Genomic DNA, 15,341 nt, shown 5'->3' with positions numbered 1-15,341 from the left:
CTTCTTTTTGTACGTTTGTCAAACATATTGTACAGAAATCTCAAGGGGAGAGAGCCAGGAAAGAGGGCGCATGGGCAAGTTATTGTATTTGTGAAGGTGAATGGCATGCTGAGTTTTGAAGTCGTTGGCGGTTTGCGTGATTTCTCATGCAGAGATTCAAGTGTGCCGTCATATTTTCTGCATGTATCACCTCTATTGTAAGCCTGCGTATGACTGAATATTGAGTAGAATGAAAAGATGATAGCTTACAATATTGTTTAGTATGCACAAAAACGAGCTGTGTTTTCTCAATGCTATGTAGAATTTCTTCAAAAAGGGTTGAAGAATTTTAACAATTGCGTTATAATAACAGCATATTCAAGTTTGCAGCCTCCGGGCGCACACTGGCGAAGGAGAGAGTAACATGAAACAGTCAGACGCAACAAAAATCAGAAACATTACACTGGCGGGTCATCTGGGATCCGGCAAAACCGCCCTGGCGGAAGCGCTGCTGTATAAGGCAGGGGCTACGGATCGGCTGGGAAAGTGTGCAGATGGAAATACAGTCAGCGACTATGATCCGGAGGAAATCAAACGGCAGATCTCCATCAATACCACTTTGTCGTCTTTTTCCAGCGGTGAAAACCGGATCAATCTGCTGGATACACCGGGCTTATTCGACTTTGCCGGCGGTATGCTGGAGGGCATCCAGGCTGCGGATACGGTAATGCTGACCGTTTCTGCAAAATCCGGCGTCAAGGTGGGCACCCGCAAGGCCTATGATGCCGCTGCAAAGCTGGGGCGCTCCAAGATGTTCGTCATCACCAAGATCGATGATCCCAACGCCAATTTCTACAATACCCTGACACAGCTGAAAACCGTATTCGGTCCCACTGTGTGCCCGGTTGTGGTTCCAGTGATCCAGAACAGCCAGATCATTTCCTATGTGAATCTGATTGAAATGAAGGCGTACAAATACGACGACAAGGGCAATGCCGTAGAAACGGATATGCCCACGCCGGAGGTTTCTGAAAAGATGGAATACCGGCTGGAAGGTCTGATCTCCGCCATCAGTGAGGCGGTGGCGGAAACCGATGAGGCACTGATGGAAAAGTTCTTTGAAGGGGAAGCCTTTACCCAGAAGGAATTGATCGATGGCATCCACAATGGTATGAACAAGGGCATTATTACCCCTGTGGTCTGCGTATCCTCCACCACCCTTGCAGGCATTGATATGCTGCTCAAGGAGATTGATTTGCTGTTGCCGGCTCCGCAGGAGGTGGATGCGCCCATTGGAGTGGATCAGAAAGAGGATCCCATTGCGGTTGCCTGTGACCCTGCGGCGCCTCTGGTAGCCTATGTGTTCCGGACGGTTGCGGATCCTTTCGTAGGGAAGATGAGCTTTATCCGGGTGTATGCAGGCAAGCTGTCAGCGGATGCGAATGTGCTGAATGCAACAACCGGCGCAACGGAAAAGATCGGAAAGCTGTACGTCCTGCTTGGCAAGAAGCAGGAGGAGGTTGCTTCTGCGGCGGCAGGGGACATTGTAGTGGCTGCGAAGATCTCTGCGGGTACGTCGGATACTCTGTGCGCTCCGGAGCGTGTGCTGCGGTTTGCTCCCATACAGTATCCCAAGCCCTGCTACTCCCTGTGCGTCAAGGCGAAATCCCAGGGGGATGAAACCAAGATCTCCGCAGGCATCGCCCGGCTGCTGGAGGAGGATCAGACCCTGTCCTATCAGCAGGATGCCTTCACGAAGGAACAGATCCTCAGCGGTCTTGGCTCCATGCATCTGGAGGTGACGGCTGCCAAACTCAAAAATAAATTTGGCGTAGATGTACAGCTGGAAGTGCCCCGCATTGCATACCGGGAGACCATTCGCAAAAAGGTCAAGGTAGAAGGCAAGCACAAGAAGCAGTCCGGCGGTCATGGACAGTACGGGCATGTATGGATCGAGTTTGAGCCCTGCATGGGGGATGACCTGGTATTTGAGGAACGGGTATTCGGCGGAGCCGTGCCCCGGAATTTCTTCCCGGCTGTGGAAAAGGGCTTGCAGGAATGCGTCCGGAAGGGCGTGCTGGCTGGCTGTCCGGTGGTGGGCTTGAAGGCGATCCTGGTGGATGGTTCCTACCACCCGGTGGATTCCTCTGAAATGGCATTCAAGATGGCTGCCTCCATTGCCTATAAGGAAGGTCTGCCACAGGCGGATCCGGTGATGCTGGAGCCCATCGGCAGTCTGAATGTGACGGTGCCGGATGAAAATACCGGTGATGTGATGGGCGAGCTGAACAAGCGTCGTGGACGTGTGCTTGGCATGGAGCCGGTTGCTCCGGGCATGACCCTGATCCAGGCGGAGGTGCCCATGCGGGAAATGCAGGACTTTGCCCTGTATCTGCGGCAGTCCACACGAGGCATGGGCGAATTTTCCTTTACCTTCCTGCGGTATGAACAGCTCCCGGCAAATCTGTTGAGTACAGTGATCGCAAGCGTCAATCAGCAGAACGGCTGATGGATTGTACACAAAAACGGTATGATTTCTGAGAATCATACCGTTTTGCTTTGTATTGTTTTCAAGAAGTCTGTTTTACAGCTTCCAACTGGTGGATTGCTTTTTGCCTCCCACAAAGTCCGCATAGATGCCGGGCTGGGAAATCAGCTGCGCATGCTTGCCCTGCTGCACGATACGGCCGTGGTCAATGACCAGGATCTGGTCTGCATGGCGGACGGTTTTCAGCCGATGTGCGATCATTATGATCGTCTTATCACGGGTCAGTGCCTCGATTGCCTTTTGCAGTCGCTCCTCGTTTTCCGGGTCCACATTGGCTGTGGCTTCGTCCAAGATGACGATGGGTGCATTTTTCAGCATGGCACGGGCAATGGAGATCCGCTGCTTTTCCCCGCCGGAAAGACTGGCGCCCCCTTCGCCGATCATGGTGTTGTAGCCCTCCGGCAGCGTCTGGATAAATTCATCGCAGCATGCCGCTTTCGCCGCTGCCACCACCTGTTCGTGGGTTGCATCGGGACTGCCGAATTTGATGTTGTTTTCGATGGTGTCCGCAAACAGGTATACATTCTGGAACACCACACTGATCTGATTCATCAGGGATTCCAGCGTGTAATCCTTTACGGAATAGCCGCCGATTCGGATACTGCCGCTGTCCGTATCCCAGAACCGGGCGATCAGATTGCAGAAGGTGGTTTTTCCGCTGCCGGAGGGACCGATGACTGCCGTTGTGGTCTTATCCGGCAGGGCCATGGTGATATTGTGCAGGATCGGCTTTTGCCCATAGGAAAAGTTCACATGATCGAACACAATCTCGTGTGTTTTCGGTTGGATGGCTTTTCCGTTTTCGTCCATACGGGGCATTTGCTCAGTTTCCACTGTGCGGTCGATGGCAGCCGCCGTAAGCCGCAGCATGGACACGCCCATGCCAAAGGCTTTGATCTGGTTGAACACCAGGAAGGACATGACCAGCGTCATCAGCGCATTGGCTATGGTCATGGTGCCGTTGATCCAGAGCAGAATGGCTGCCAGCATCATCCCAACGCCCGCAATCTGTAGGATTGCCTCCTGCAGGGCGGTGTAGGGCGTAAGTACCTGTTCTACTTCCAGATTGCTTCTGCGGTTGTATTCCAGTGCATCCTGCAGCTTCTGGTCGCCCTTGCCGGTAAGGTTGAAGGACTTGATCACACTCATGCCCTGTACCGTCTCCAGTACCGCTGCGATCAGTGCTGTCTGGGATCTTTGGGTATTGTCTGCGATTGCGGCAGATTTTTGTTCCATAGCAGATACGACCCACAGGTACAGCAGGATTCCTGCCAGAGCGATCAGTCCGATGCGCCAGTCAAAAATCAGGAGCAGCACGGTAAATACGGTGGTGGTAATCAATCCACCGAGAATATTTACCAGCACCATGGGTACCATGCCCTCAATGCTGCCGACTACAGTGGTGCAGATGCCGGAGAGCTGCCCCAGACTGTTTTCATTGAAGAAGCCCATGGGCACACTCTTTAAACGATCCGCAATGGAAATGCGTCGCTCCGCTGCCATGAAATACCCGGCGTGTGTTTGCAGCATTTTGGAAATGCTTGCGGTTACGGCACCACCGAAGATCGCTGTCAGCTCACAGCCCAGCGCCAGCCATGCAGGCTTGCTGCTCTGGGTACCGTCGGTCAATGCCAGCACGACAAAATAGATGGCTGCCACCCGGAACATTTGCAGCAGGGCGTTCAAAAATTCCACTACAACAGATTGATTTACATGTTTGGTCTCATCTCCGGCAAAGTGCCAGATCTTTCGGAATGCTTCGATCATGCTGCGTCACCATCCTTTGCTCCCATATGTGCCTGCCACATCTCGTGATAGAGCGCACAGTCCTCCAGAAGTGCTTCATGGGTTCCCTGCGCCTCAATGCGTCCGTCATGCACCACGACAATATTGTCCGCATCCGTAATGGTAGACAGCCGGTGTGCGATCACGATGACAGTCTTATGCGCCACCAGTTTTGCCACTGCTTGCTGGATCACCGCTTCATTTTCCGGATCGATATAGGCGGTAGCCTCGTCCAGGATAACGATGGGTGCGTTTTTCAGCATGGCACGGGCAATGGCGATCCGCTGCCGTTCCCCGCCGGAAAGATGTGCGCCGCCTCCGCCAACATTGGTTTCATAGCCGTGCTCCAGTTCGCTGATGAAGCTGTCGCAGCCGGCTGCATGGGCTGCCGCTTCCACCTCAGCATCTGTAGCGTCCCGACGCCCCATGCGGATGTTTTCCCGTACTGTGTCATCAAACAGATAATTGTCCTGGGACACATAAGCAATCTGATCGTAAAGCTCCTCCAGAGGGATCTCCGTCAGGTCGTGTCCCCCCATAGTGATCCTGCCGGTTTTTACATCCCAGAAGCCTGCCACAAGCATTGCAAGGGTGGATTTGCCGGAGCCGGATGGCCCCACCAACGCAGTCATACTATTTTGCGGAATGGAAAGATTCACTTGGTGCAGAATTTCCTGGTCGTTGTGATAGCCAAAGGAAACGTTCTGCACTTCAATCCGGTGATCGTCAAAGGAAACGGACTGCGTACCATGTGCCTGTTCCTCCGCCTTCAGGATCTCGTCTACCTGTCCCACTGTGGTGCCCACCTGCGCCAGCGTATCCACAAAGTTGAAGGCCGCTACAATGGGGGCTGCCATACCAAGCGCCAGAATGATGACGGTCACAAAGGTTTCTGCTGAAAGGGAGCCATGTGTGTAAAACAGCCAGCCGAAGGGGAGAATGGTGAGCATCTGCGCCGGAAAGAAGGCATATGCCATAGACATGCCCAACTGACTGCGGCGCATCCAGTCATAATAATACTGGGCATTGGCACGCACTTTATCCGTCAGACGGGTGTAGGATTGTTTCCCCTGGTTAAATGCCTTGATAACCTGGATACCGTTGATGTACTCGATCATAGTGCTGCTCATTTCAGAGGTGGCCTTGACCGCACCTGCATAGTCCTTTGCATAGTTGCCCATGACCATCATCATAAAGAGAAATGCGATGGGGAACACTGCCAGTGACAACAGCGCCAGCCGCCAGTCCAGAAGAAACAGTGCGATCAGAATCAGCACCGGCGCCACAATGTTTGCGGTCATTTCCGGAAACAGATGTGCCAGTGTGGTTTCCATGCTGTCCACCTGATCCACGATGATCTCTTTCCATTTGCCGCTGGAAGCGTCCATCACCGTGCCAAGGGGCAGGTGGGGCAGCTTTGCCAGCAGCTTCTGACGGATGGTTTTGAGAATGCTGAAGGTCGCCTTGTGGGAGAGGGACAGGGCACTGTTGTACAGCAGGGTGCGGATCAGAAATCCCGCCAGCGCCGTCAGCAGCCAGGGCAGATAGGCGGTAAATGCCTGTTCCCCTGCCAGCAGCAGAACGATGATTTTGGCGGCAGCGAAATAGGGTACCATGCCGCAGGCGACACCGATTACGGCAAGTGCCACCGCTGTGATGAGCCTGCCGTGTTCCTGCGCACCAAGCTCCCAGATCCGCCCTATCGGGCTTTGCTCTTTCATATGTGTTACCTCCTGATAATTAGCGGCAGCTAACCGCTGAGATGATTGAAAGGCTGTCGTTTCCGGCAACCTGTTCATACAGTTTATGGGGTGCCTGTGCCAAAGATCGCTAAAAATCCGGTGCGGTGATACCGGCTCAGCAATTGAATGTATTCTGCCGCTTCTTCCCGGCTCATGCCGTGTCGGATGACCTCAAAGATACTCTCAAACCGGGAAGTGGTGACAATGTGGAGCAGCTTTTCAGTCAAAGCGTCTCCAAAGTTCGCAGGATATCCTACCGTTTCCATGTATTTGTATGTGTATTCAACCTCAATGCGTACCAGCTCGTCCACAAAATTGTGGAACCGTGTACCGTAGGATGCATCCAGCAGCAGGCGGAAGGCATCTAAATGCGCATACATATAATCCAGCAATGCAGCCGTGCCTCCGTCGGAATACTCCGGCATTCGGGCAGCCTGAGCAGCACGATCCATTTGATGGAACTGCTCCTGGATCTTGATAAAGCGCTCGGTCATTTCACTGAGTACCGGTTCAACGATGGCGGAAAACAACCCTTCCTTATCGCCGAAGCGGACATAAATGGAGTTGGTGCTGGTATCAGCTGCCGCTGCAATGGTCCGTAGGGAAGCATCCACATAGCCCTTTTCCAGAAATTCTTGCTTGGCTGCCGCAAGGATCCGTTCTGCTACGCCTTCAATTTGTTTTGCCATTGGTATCCTCCATAATGTGTAACACTGTTTCATAACACTGTTTTTATTATATACCCCCAATTGAAAAATGTCAAGGGGGAACATCCTACAAAGACTGTGTGGTATTGCCCGAAAAAAATTAGAATTTGCACCAACCTTTTTGCGGTTTCTGCGTGTCATCATTGAAAGGAAGAAATGAATATGTGGATAGTATATGCTTGCGGTTCGGCGCTCTTTGCCGGACTGACAGCGATTCTGGCAAAATGCGGCATCAAAAAAACCGACTCCGATGTCGCAACTGCCATTCGTACCATTGTGGTACTGCTCTTTTCCTGGCTCATGGTAGGAATCGTGGGCTCCGGATCCGGAATCACAAAACTCAGCGCAAAAACCTGGATTTTTCTGATCCTTTCGGGCTTGGCCACCGGTGCTTCCTGGCTGTGCTATTTCCGGGCGCTCCAGCTTGGGGATGTGAACAAGGTGGTGCCCATTGATAAATCCTCCACCGTGCTGACCATTCTGCTGGCATTGATTTTTCTGGGGGAAACGGTCACATGGCTCAAAGGGATTGGGGTTGTATGCATCGGCGCAGGCACCTTTCTGATGATCGAGAAAAAGAGGGTTTCCGGTGAAAAGACGGAGAAGAAAAGCTGGCTGATCTATGCGGTGCTGTCGGCGGTATTTGCCAGCCTGACCTCCATTCTCGGCAAGATCGGCATAGATGGGGTGGAATCCAATCTGGGTACTGCGATCCGTACCGGCGTAGTGCTGATTATGGCGTGGCTGATTGTGTTTGTGAAGGGCAAGCAGCACACACTGAAAAGCATCCCAAAGGGAGAGCTTGGGTTTATCTTCCTGTCCGGCATTGCCACCGGCGGATCATGGCTGTGCTACTATAAGGCGCTGCAGGATGGGCTTGCCAGCGTGGTGGTACCTATAGACAAGCTGAGTATTTTGGTGTCCATTGGTTTTTCCGCAGTGATATTCAAGGAGCGTTTGTCCAAAAAAGCGGCGATCGGTTTGGCGCTGATCGTGGCAGGCACGCTGATGATGCTGATCAAACTACCAACCTGATCGGTACAGCTGCGTGTAAATACATGAGATCAGGAAGGGAGGCGGAAATGGTGAATGAAACTGCTTTGATCAAAAAGTGTCAGCGGGGCGACCGGCAGGCGTTTGACGATAGGCTGCGATCGACACCTTGCCGCCGGACCAGGGGCTGGCGATCCGGCTGAAATACGTGGAGGACATGACCTTACAGGAGATTGCTGCGCAGTTTGGCGTGCAGCCCAAGACCATTAAAAGCCGGATCCATGACGGCACAGTAAAACTCCGAAAAAAATTGCTTGGAAAGGATGGATGACCCATGAGATCCAATGCGGATGAGCTGATCCGGGCACTGACCCCAGCCATTGAACAAAAGTGTGGAGAACTGCAGAGGGCAAGGAAGGAGCGGCTGCAATCCAGGCTCTTTGTGCTGCTGTGTGCGATGGTGGTGTTCGTTCCGGCTTTGCTTGTATTTGCTGGCATATCTCTTACAATGCTCCTTGCACCGCTGGGATTTATGTCCCTGAGCGTGCTCTTATTACTGCCGGTTCTGCTGTCGGGCAGGACGGAAAAACAGGGAGGAATCATGTATGAACAAGCTGAAAACATGCTGTCTAAGTGGAACTTTCAAAAAATTGTAATCTGGTATCTGATCCTTGCAGTGATCGCAGGAGTGACCTGCGGCGGGATCGTGGGATACCTCTACCGGGAACGGCTGGATTTTGCATGGCAGTACTCCCACCTGGAGGAAACGAAGGATGCGGATGCACTGAAAGCAGCAGCCGACAAAACTGCTGCCGCTTCCGGGGATGTGGTGGATGTGCTGATCCTTGACGGAGATCAGCAGGTGACATATTCCGCAAAAAATTCTGCTTTTGCAGCCGGTCCTCTGGAGCTTACCAAAGTGGGGAACGAAAAGAAGTACCTTGTCTCTGCCGCATACCCGGATGCTGTGTTCCAGTATGTCAAAAGCGAGGAATTTATGCTCAATTCCATCATCAACCGGGATTTCGGCAAGATCCGTTCCGATTACGATGATGATACTGCATTTGAACGGGAGCTTTCATCCAAGACGATCTACATGCTGAGCCGGATCCGGACGCACGGCAGCAACAGCACTGTTTATGTGATCACCGTTCCCACAAATGTACCCGGAGGTATGATTGCCCTGAAGGTGACGGGGGCGCTGGCGATGCTGTTTTTCTGCGTGTACTGGGTGCTGGTTGCCCTGTGGCTGTACCGGGATGCTGCAAAGTGCAGGCTGTCCCCACTGTATTGGGGTCTCATCGGACTGTTTACCAATATCATTGGACTGATCGTCTATAAGATCTATAAGCACAGCGGGGCAATTTGTTCCTCCTGCGGAGCAGCACAGGCTGCGGATTATTTGTATTGCTCCTTCTGCGGCAGTCAGCTTGGCACACGCTGCGAAGGCTGCGGCGCAAAGGTCGGCGTAAAGGATTGCTTCTGCCACCAGTGCGGACATCAGATCAAATAAGCCTTCTCTCCCCATAAAGTTCATTTACTTGAAAAGCTGCCTCAGTGGCAGCTTCTTTTTTGCCCGAAAAAAGGCAGCCGCATAAAGCGACTGCCTGAAACGGGGTATGATTGAAACGCAGGGGGCTGTTACATTCTCAGCTCTGCGCCCATTGCCTTGAGTGCCTTGAGCACACGCTTCATAGCACCGTCCGCCTGTTCGTCGGTGAGGGTGCCGTCATGAGAGCGCATGCTGATGGAGTAGGAAACGCTCTTTTTGCCCTGTGCGATCTGCTGACCCTTGTACACATCAAACAGGGTCACCTTTTCCAGAATATTGCCCACAGCCTTCCGGATCGCCTGTTCCAGCTGTGCAACCGGGATCCCATCGTCGCATACCAGGCTCAGGTCACGGGTGGTTGCCGGATACTTGGGCAGGGGCTGGTAGCTGACTTCCGTTGCCGCATGCTCCAACATCTCCGGGATATTCAGCTTTGCCGCATAGGTCTTAACGCCAATGCCGTAGTTGTTCTGTACGTTGGGGTGCAGCTCGCCGAAGATGCCCAGCGGCGTATCCCCCGCATATAGCACGGCGCTTCTGCCGGGATGGAATGCGCTTTTTTCGTCAAAGGGACAGTCCTCGCCGCTGCGTTCATACCGGCAATCGGAGATCTTCAGCTGCACCATCAATGCTTCGATGACGCCCTTGAGATCATAGAAATCCACATTGCCGCCGTACATGCCGATGGTGAGCCGTGCAGGCTCCAGAGGCAGCTGATCCGGTGTGGTGGGCAGATACTCCTTGCCGATCTCAAACAGCCGGGCGCTTTCGTTCCGGTTGTTGTAGTTCCGTGCCAGAATCTCCAGCATGGAGGGCAGAGCAGTGGTACGCATCACACTGGTATCCTCACCCAGAGGATTGGTAATCACCAGAGGCTTGCGCAGCTTGCTGTCCGCCGGCAGTGCGATCTTGTCAAAGTACTTTGGAGAAACGAAGGAGAATGCTGCGATTTCGTAGCAGCCCAGTGCCACCATGCTTTGCTCAATCTGTCGGTTGAAGATCTGGGCAGGGGTCAGTCTGGCATCCGCCAGACCCTGCAGCTCCGTGCTGGGAATGTTGTTGTAGCCATAGATCCGGGCGATCTCCTCTGCCACATCCGCCTTGCATTCAATATCAATCCGGAAGCTGGGAGCGTAGACCATGCCATCTTCCACCTTGAAGTGCAGCTCGTTCAGGTAGTGGATCATATCGCTTTCGGGGATGCTGGTGCCCAGGAAACCGTTGATCCAGTTTGCGTCAAAGGGTACGGGAGGCTTGGGCTCGCCCACGTTGTTCACATCGATGATGCCGCCTACCACTTCACCGGCACCCAACTGCTCTACCAGCTCAAAGGCACGGCTCAGCACGGTAATGGTGGAGTTGGGATCCAGTCCCTTTTCATACCGGGCGGAGGCATCCGTCCGCATGCCCAGCTTCTTGGCGGTGAGCCGAACCTGTGTGGGCTCAAAGTATGCGGATTCAAAGACCACTGTGGTGGTATCCTCCATAATGCCGCTGTACTCGCCACCCATGACGCCGGCAACAGCAATGGGCTTTTCAGAGTCGGCGATTACCAGCATTTCCGGAGAAAGCTTTCGCTCTGTGCCGTCCAGTGTGGTGATCTGCTCCCCGTCCTTTGCATTCCGGACGGTGATCCTCGCATCCTGCACATACCGCAGGTCAAAGGCATGCATGGGCTGTCCGTATTCCAGCATTACATAGTTGGTAATGTCCACCAGGTTGTTGATGGGCCGCACGCCGCTTGCACGCAGGCGTTCCCGCATCCAGCGGGGGGAAGGGCCGATCTTCACGTTCTTGACCATACCGGCGCAGTAGCGGGGGCAAAGGGTGGTATTCTGCACCTCTACGGACAGCTGCTCGCTGACGGATTCGCTGTTGGCGTGGAATGCCGGTGCATGCAGGTGCAGGGGCACATGGAAGGTAGCGGCTGCTTCTCTTGCAAGACCGATGACGGACAGGCAGTCCGGCCGGTTGGAGGTGATCTCAAACTCAACGGAGGTATCGTTCAGACCCAGTGCGCTGTGGATATCCTCGCCCACCTGGCAGGGCTCCTGGATCACCAGTACCCCATCCGGATCTGCGTAGGGGAAATCGTGAACGGTGAGCCCCAGCGTTTCCAGACCGCAGAACATGCCGAAGCTCTCCACGCCCCGCATTTTGTACTTTTTGATCTTCCCCTCCGGCAGGGTGGCACCGTCCAGCGCCAGGGGAACCAGATCGCCGGGCTTTACGTTCCGGGCGTTGGTGACGATCTGCACCGGTGCCTCTGTGCCGATCTCTACCTGGCACACAAACAGAGCGTCTGCGTTCTCGTGAGGAGCGATGGACAGGATCTTGCCCACTACCACCTTGCTGATACTGCTGCCTTCGGTTTCAAAGCCCTCCACTTTAGAACCGCTCATGGTCATGCAGTGGCAGAATTCCTTGACCGGGATCTCCTCCTGGATATAATCAGAAAGCCATTTCATTGACAAATTCATCTTGGATGCATCCTTTCATCTATAGTATCGCTGGAATCAGAACTGATCCAGGAAGCGCAGATCATTTTCGTACATCAGACGCATGTCGCTGATGTTGTACCGGCGCATAACGATCCGCTCCAGACCCAGACCAAAGGCAAAGCCGGAGTAGATCTCGCTGTCGATGCCGCAGCCTTCCAGTACCTTGGGATGAACCATGCCGGCGCCCAGCAGTTCAATATAGCCTTCACCCTTGCAGATGCGGCAGCCTTCTCCGTGACAGTTGAAGCACATGACATCCACCTCTGCACTGGGCTCGGTAAAGGGAAAGTGGTGGGGCCGCAGACGGATCTTGCAGTCGTCTCCGTACAGCCGCTTCATCAGCAGCTCCAGCGTGCCCTTCAGGTCAGCCATCGTCACGCCCTTGTCCACAACCAGTCCTTCGATCTGATGGAACAGGGGAGAGTGGGTTGCATCCACCGCATCGGACCGGTATACTCTGCCGGGAGAAATGATGCGGATGGGGGGCTTCTGGTTTTCCATCACATGCACCTGCACGGAGGAAGTCTGGGTGCGGAGCAGAATGTTGTCGGTAATGTAGAAGGTGTCCTGTGTATCCCGTGCCGGATGGTTCGGGGGCAGATTCAGCGCCTCAAAGTTGTAGTAGTCATACTCCACCTCCGGACCGTCTGCGACAGAGAAGCCCATGCCCAGGAAGATTTCCTTAACCTCGTTTGCCACAATGGTCAGAGGGTGCAGCTTGCCAACGGACTGGGGCTTGCCGGGCAGGGTAATGTCGATGGATTCGCTGCGGATCTTCATCTCCTGTTCCTGTGCCTTGAGCTTTGCAAGCTTGTCCCCGATGGCTGCTTCAATGTCGCCTCTGACCTTGTTTGCCAGCTGCCCGATCACGGGACGTTCCTCAGCGGACAGACCGCCCATCTGCTTGAGGATGCCGGTCAGTTCCCCTTTCTTGCCCAAAAAGCGAACCCGGAGATCATCCAGTCCCTTGATGGAGCCGCAGTCAGCCAAAGCCTGCTTGGCAGCTGCTTCAATGTTTTCCAGTTGCTGTTTCATGCGATCACCTCTCCAAAAAATAAGAGTCCTGCCCGAAAGGACAAGACTCGCTTGTGAACCACCTATCAGTGCCGGGAGCCATCACTCCCTCGTCTTTAACGCAGACCTACGTCCGTGCTTACAACCAATGGGCTTCGGCACAGCCACTCGTGAGTGAACTTCAGCGCTGCTGCAAGGGAATCCGTTTTCAGCCGGTGACGGATGCTCTCTGAACCATGCGGATGCTGCGCCTACTCTCTCAGTCAGCATGTTACCCTTATTATAAACTTTTTTTTCTGAAAATGCAAGCGTTTTTCTTGAAGTTTTCAAAAAAATGTGCTAGTATAGTAGTATTAAGGTTTGGAGGGTTCGTTCAATGGATACGTTTGCAGAACAGCTGGTCGTGAAGCCGATGACCCCTGCGGATCAGGCGAAAAAGTTCGGTCTGATTGCCGCAACGGGGATCCTGTGTCTGGGGTTGGCTTATCTTTCCGTTATGGTGATGCCCCTGATCCTGCTGGTGGTATGCGCAGTGGCATACGGCGGGTATTTTCTCGTTACCGGCATGAATGTGGAGTACGAATACTCCGTTACCAACGGGGAGCTGGACGTGGACAAGATCATTGCCAAGCGCAAGCGCAAGCACATGCTGACGGTGAAAATCGCAGAGTTTGAAACCTTCGGGTTGGAATCCGAAGCGAAGTTTGACAACAACATTACCACGTTTTTGGTGGGGGACGGAGACGAGGCGCATTACTATGCTGCAGATTTTCAGCATGAAGGTATGGGTCTGGTGCGGCTGGTTTTTTCTCCCAACGAGCGGATTCTGGAAGCGATCCGTCCGAGTCTGAAGCGGGGGCTCCGCTGATTCTAAATCGCATGGGGAGGCGATGAGATATGAGACTTGTGACACCACAGCAAATGCGGCGGCTCGAGGAGTTGTCTGACCAGAACGGAGTCAGCTATGCTCAGCTGATGGAGCATGCAGGTCAGCAGCTTTCCATATTTCTCCTGCGACAGATCCGGCAGAAAAAGGGCGGAAAGATCCTGTTTCTGTGCGGAAATGGCAACAATGGGGGGGACTGCTTTGTAGCTGCCCGGCTGCTTTCTTCACAGGGAGTTCCGGTGTCAGTGGGATTGCTGTGCGGCATTCCCAAAACCATTCTGGCTTACAGCATGTACAAGCAGTTGGGGGACATTCCGGTACTCAGCAGCATTGCCCAGATCAAGGAAGCCATCGGCATAGCGGATTTCGTGGTGGACGGTGTATTTGGTACCGGCTTTCACGGTACCCTGCGCCCGGAGCAGGCGGAGCTGTTCGCCCTTGCATCCAGCCGCTTTTGCATCGGGGTGGATATTCCCAGCGGCGGCAATGCGGAGACCGGTGCAGTGGTGCCGGGAACCATGCGCTGCCGGATGACGGTATCCTTCGGAGCATGCAAATTCGGCATGGTGCAGTATCCGTTGAAAACCTACTGCGGGGAGATCCTGGTGGCAGATATCGGCATTCCGGAGTCTGCATATCAGCAGATCGATTATCCGATGGCTGGGATCACGGAGCGGATGATCGCCAATTTTCTGCCCTCCCGCCAGCCGGATTCCCATAAGGGACAGTTTGGCAAGCTGCTTTGCATTACCGGCAGTGAGCGCATGCCCGGAGCAGCGGTGATGAGTGCGGCGGCGGCATTGCGATGCGGAGTCGGGCTGATGCGGCTTGCAGTTCCCAGATCGGTGATCGCTGCCATGTGCGCCCGGTACCCGGAGCCTATGTACCTGCCCATGCAGACGGATGAGAAGGGCTTTGCGTTGTCTGCAAACGGGAATATGCTGCTGGAGGAGATGGCGAAATCCACTGCCGTGCTCATCGGCTGCGGTCTTGGGGAAACGGAGGAAACCAAAGCGCTGGTGACCCGGATCCTACAAGAAGCCACCTGTCCGGTAATTCTGGACGCAGACGGTATAAATTGTGTGACAGGCTGCATAGATATAATCAAGGAAGTGAAAGTACCCCTGATCCTGACTCCCCACCCGGCAGAAATGGCAAGGCTGCTGCACTGCACAGTGGCTGCGGTGCAGTCGGATCGCATGGAGCAGGCGGGATCCTTTGCACGGGAGCATGGGGTCACGTTGGTGCTGAAGGGTGCCGGAACCATTGTAGCCACGCCGGAGGGTGCTTTTGTCAACAGCACAGGCAATTCCGGCATGAGCAAGGGAGGCAGCGGAGATGTGCTGGCAGGCATGCTGGCATCCCTTGTGGCACAGGGGATCCCCCCCACCAATGCAGCCTGCATGGCAGTCTTTCTGCACGGCAAGGCAGGGGACTGTGCAGCAGAGCATCTGTCCGAGCAGGCAATGCTGCCAACGGATCTGATCGGGGAGCTGCCCGGTTTGTTTTTGAAGCTGGAGCAGCGTCGGCATTCGGATTGAGCCAATACAAAGGAAGTCAAAAGCGGTTTTTCAGTTCGGCTGCCGCTGCCGGAAAGCGGTACAGCATGGTGCCGCTTTTTTGCGCCCTGCGGA

General features: G+C 54.0%; 11 protein-coding genes. 6 read left to right on the top strand and 5 right to left on the bottom strand.

Annotation, left to right across the window (positions count from 1 at the left end; translation table 11 throughout):
- Window positions 1-403 precede the first annotated feature (403 nt).
- Entirely contained in the window at window positions 404-2,488 is a 2,085-nt protein-coding gene (locus tag RUM_RS10495) for an elongation factor G (protein WP_015559085.1), read from the top strand.
- A gap of 75 nt (window positions 2,489-2,563) precedes the next feature.
- Here RUM_RS10495 and RUM_RS10490 read toward each other — a convergent pair whose 3' ends face one another.
- From RUM_RS10490 to RUM_RS10480, 3 genes are all read right to left on the bottom strand, one after another.
- Window positions 2,564-4,294: an ABC transporter ATP-binding protein gene (locus tag RUM_RS10490; protein ID WP_015559084.1), complete on the bottom strand. Its 1,731-nt coding sequence runs from the start codon at window positions 4,292-4,294 to the stop codon at window positions 2,564-2,566.
- Window positions 4,291-6,033, bottom strand: coding sequence for an ABC transporter ATP-binding protein (locus RUM_RS10485; protein WP_015559083.1), 1,743 nt, complete (start codon window positions 6,031-6,033; stop codon window positions 4,291-4,293). Before RUM_RS10485 ends, RUM_RS10490 begins: the two co-directional genes overlap by 4 nt.
- 83 nt (window positions 6,034-6,116) lie before the next feature.
- Window positions 6,117-6,743 carry a TetR/AcrR family transcriptional regulator gene (locus tag RUM_RS10480; RefSeq protein ID WP_015559082.1) on the bottom strand — a complete coding sequence of 209 codons (627 nt, stop codon included), beginning with the start codon at window positions 6,741-6,743 and terminating at the stop codon, window positions 6,117-6,119.
- A gap of 180 nt (window positions 6,744-6,923) precedes the next feature.
- Here RUM_RS10480 and RUM_RS10475 point away from each other — a divergent pair, with 180 nt between their 5' ends.
- The 3 genes from RUM_RS10475 (at window position 6,924) to RUM_RS10470 (ending at window position 9,267) form a co-directional block, all read left to right on the top strand.
- Window positions 6,924-7,796 carry an EamA family transporter gene (locus tag RUM_RS10475; RefSeq protein ID WP_015559081.1) on the top strand — a complete coding sequence of 291 codons (873 nt, stop codon included), beginning with the start codon at window positions 6,924-6,926 and terminating at the stop codon, window positions 7,794-7,796.
- A 127-nt stretch (window positions 7,797-7,923) separates the two neighbouring features.
- Window positions 7,924-8,085 carry an RNA polymerase sigma factor gene (locus RUM_RS12470; protein ID WP_157864628.1) on the top strand — a complete coding sequence of 54 codons (162 nt, stop codon included), beginning with the start codon at window positions 7,924-7,926 and terminating at the stop codon, window positions 8,083-8,085.
- 3 nt (window positions 8,086-8,088) lie between these two features.
- Window positions 8,089-9,267, top strand: coding sequence for a zinc ribbon domain-containing protein (locus tag RUM_RS10470; RefSeq protein ID WP_015559080.1), 1,179 nt, complete (start codon window positions 8,089-8,091; stop codon window positions 9,265-9,267).
- Between the two features lie 128 nt (window positions 9,268-9,395).
- Here RUM_RS10470 and pheT read toward each other — a convergent pair whose 3' ends face one another.
- Window positions 9,396-11,786 (bottom strand): phenylalanine--tRNA ligase subunit beta, encoded by a 2,391-nt coding sequence (gene pheT / locus RUM_RS10465; protein WP_041326416.1) that lies wholly within the window; start codon window positions 11,784-11,786, stop codon window positions 9,396-9,398.
- A 36-nt stretch (window positions 11,787-11,822) separates the two neighbouring features.
- Window positions 11,823-12,842 carry a phenylalanine--tRNA ligase subunit alpha gene (gene pheS, locus RUM_RS10460; protein ID WP_015559078.1) on the bottom strand — a complete coding sequence of 340 codons (1,020 nt, stop codon included), beginning with the start codon at window positions 12,840-12,842 and terminating at the stop codon, window positions 11,823-11,825.
- Between the two features lie 355 nt (window positions 12,843-13,197).
- Between pheS and RUM_RS10455 the strand changes: the two genes are divergently transcribed.
- Both RUM_RS10455 and RUM_RS10450 read left to right on the top strand, forming a co-directional pair.
- Window positions 13,198-13,689, top strand: coding sequence for a hypothetical protein (locus RUM_RS10455; RefSeq protein WP_015559077.1), 492 nt, complete (start codon window positions 13,198-13,200; stop codon window positions 13,687-13,689).
- A 29-nt stretch (window positions 13,690-13,718) separates the two neighbouring features.
- On the top strand, window positions 13,719-15,248 hold the full coding sequence (locus tag RUM_RS10450) for a bifunctional ADP-dependent NAD(P)H-hydrate dehydratase/NAD(P)H-hydrate epimerase (RefSeq protein WP_015559076.1): 1,530 nt from the start codon (window positions 13,719-13,721) through the stop codon (window positions 15,246-15,248).
- Window positions 15,249-15,341 lie beyond the last annotated feature (93 nt).

It is taken from the genome of Ruminococcus champanellensis 18P13 = JCM 17042 (genome assembly GCF_000210095.1).
In the GTDB taxonomy this organism is placed as follows: Bacteria; Bacillota; Clostridia; order Oscillospirales; family Ruminococcaceae; genus Ruminococcus_F; species Ruminococcus_F champanellensis.
This window is presented reverse-complemented; position numbering and strand designations above follow the sequence as displayed.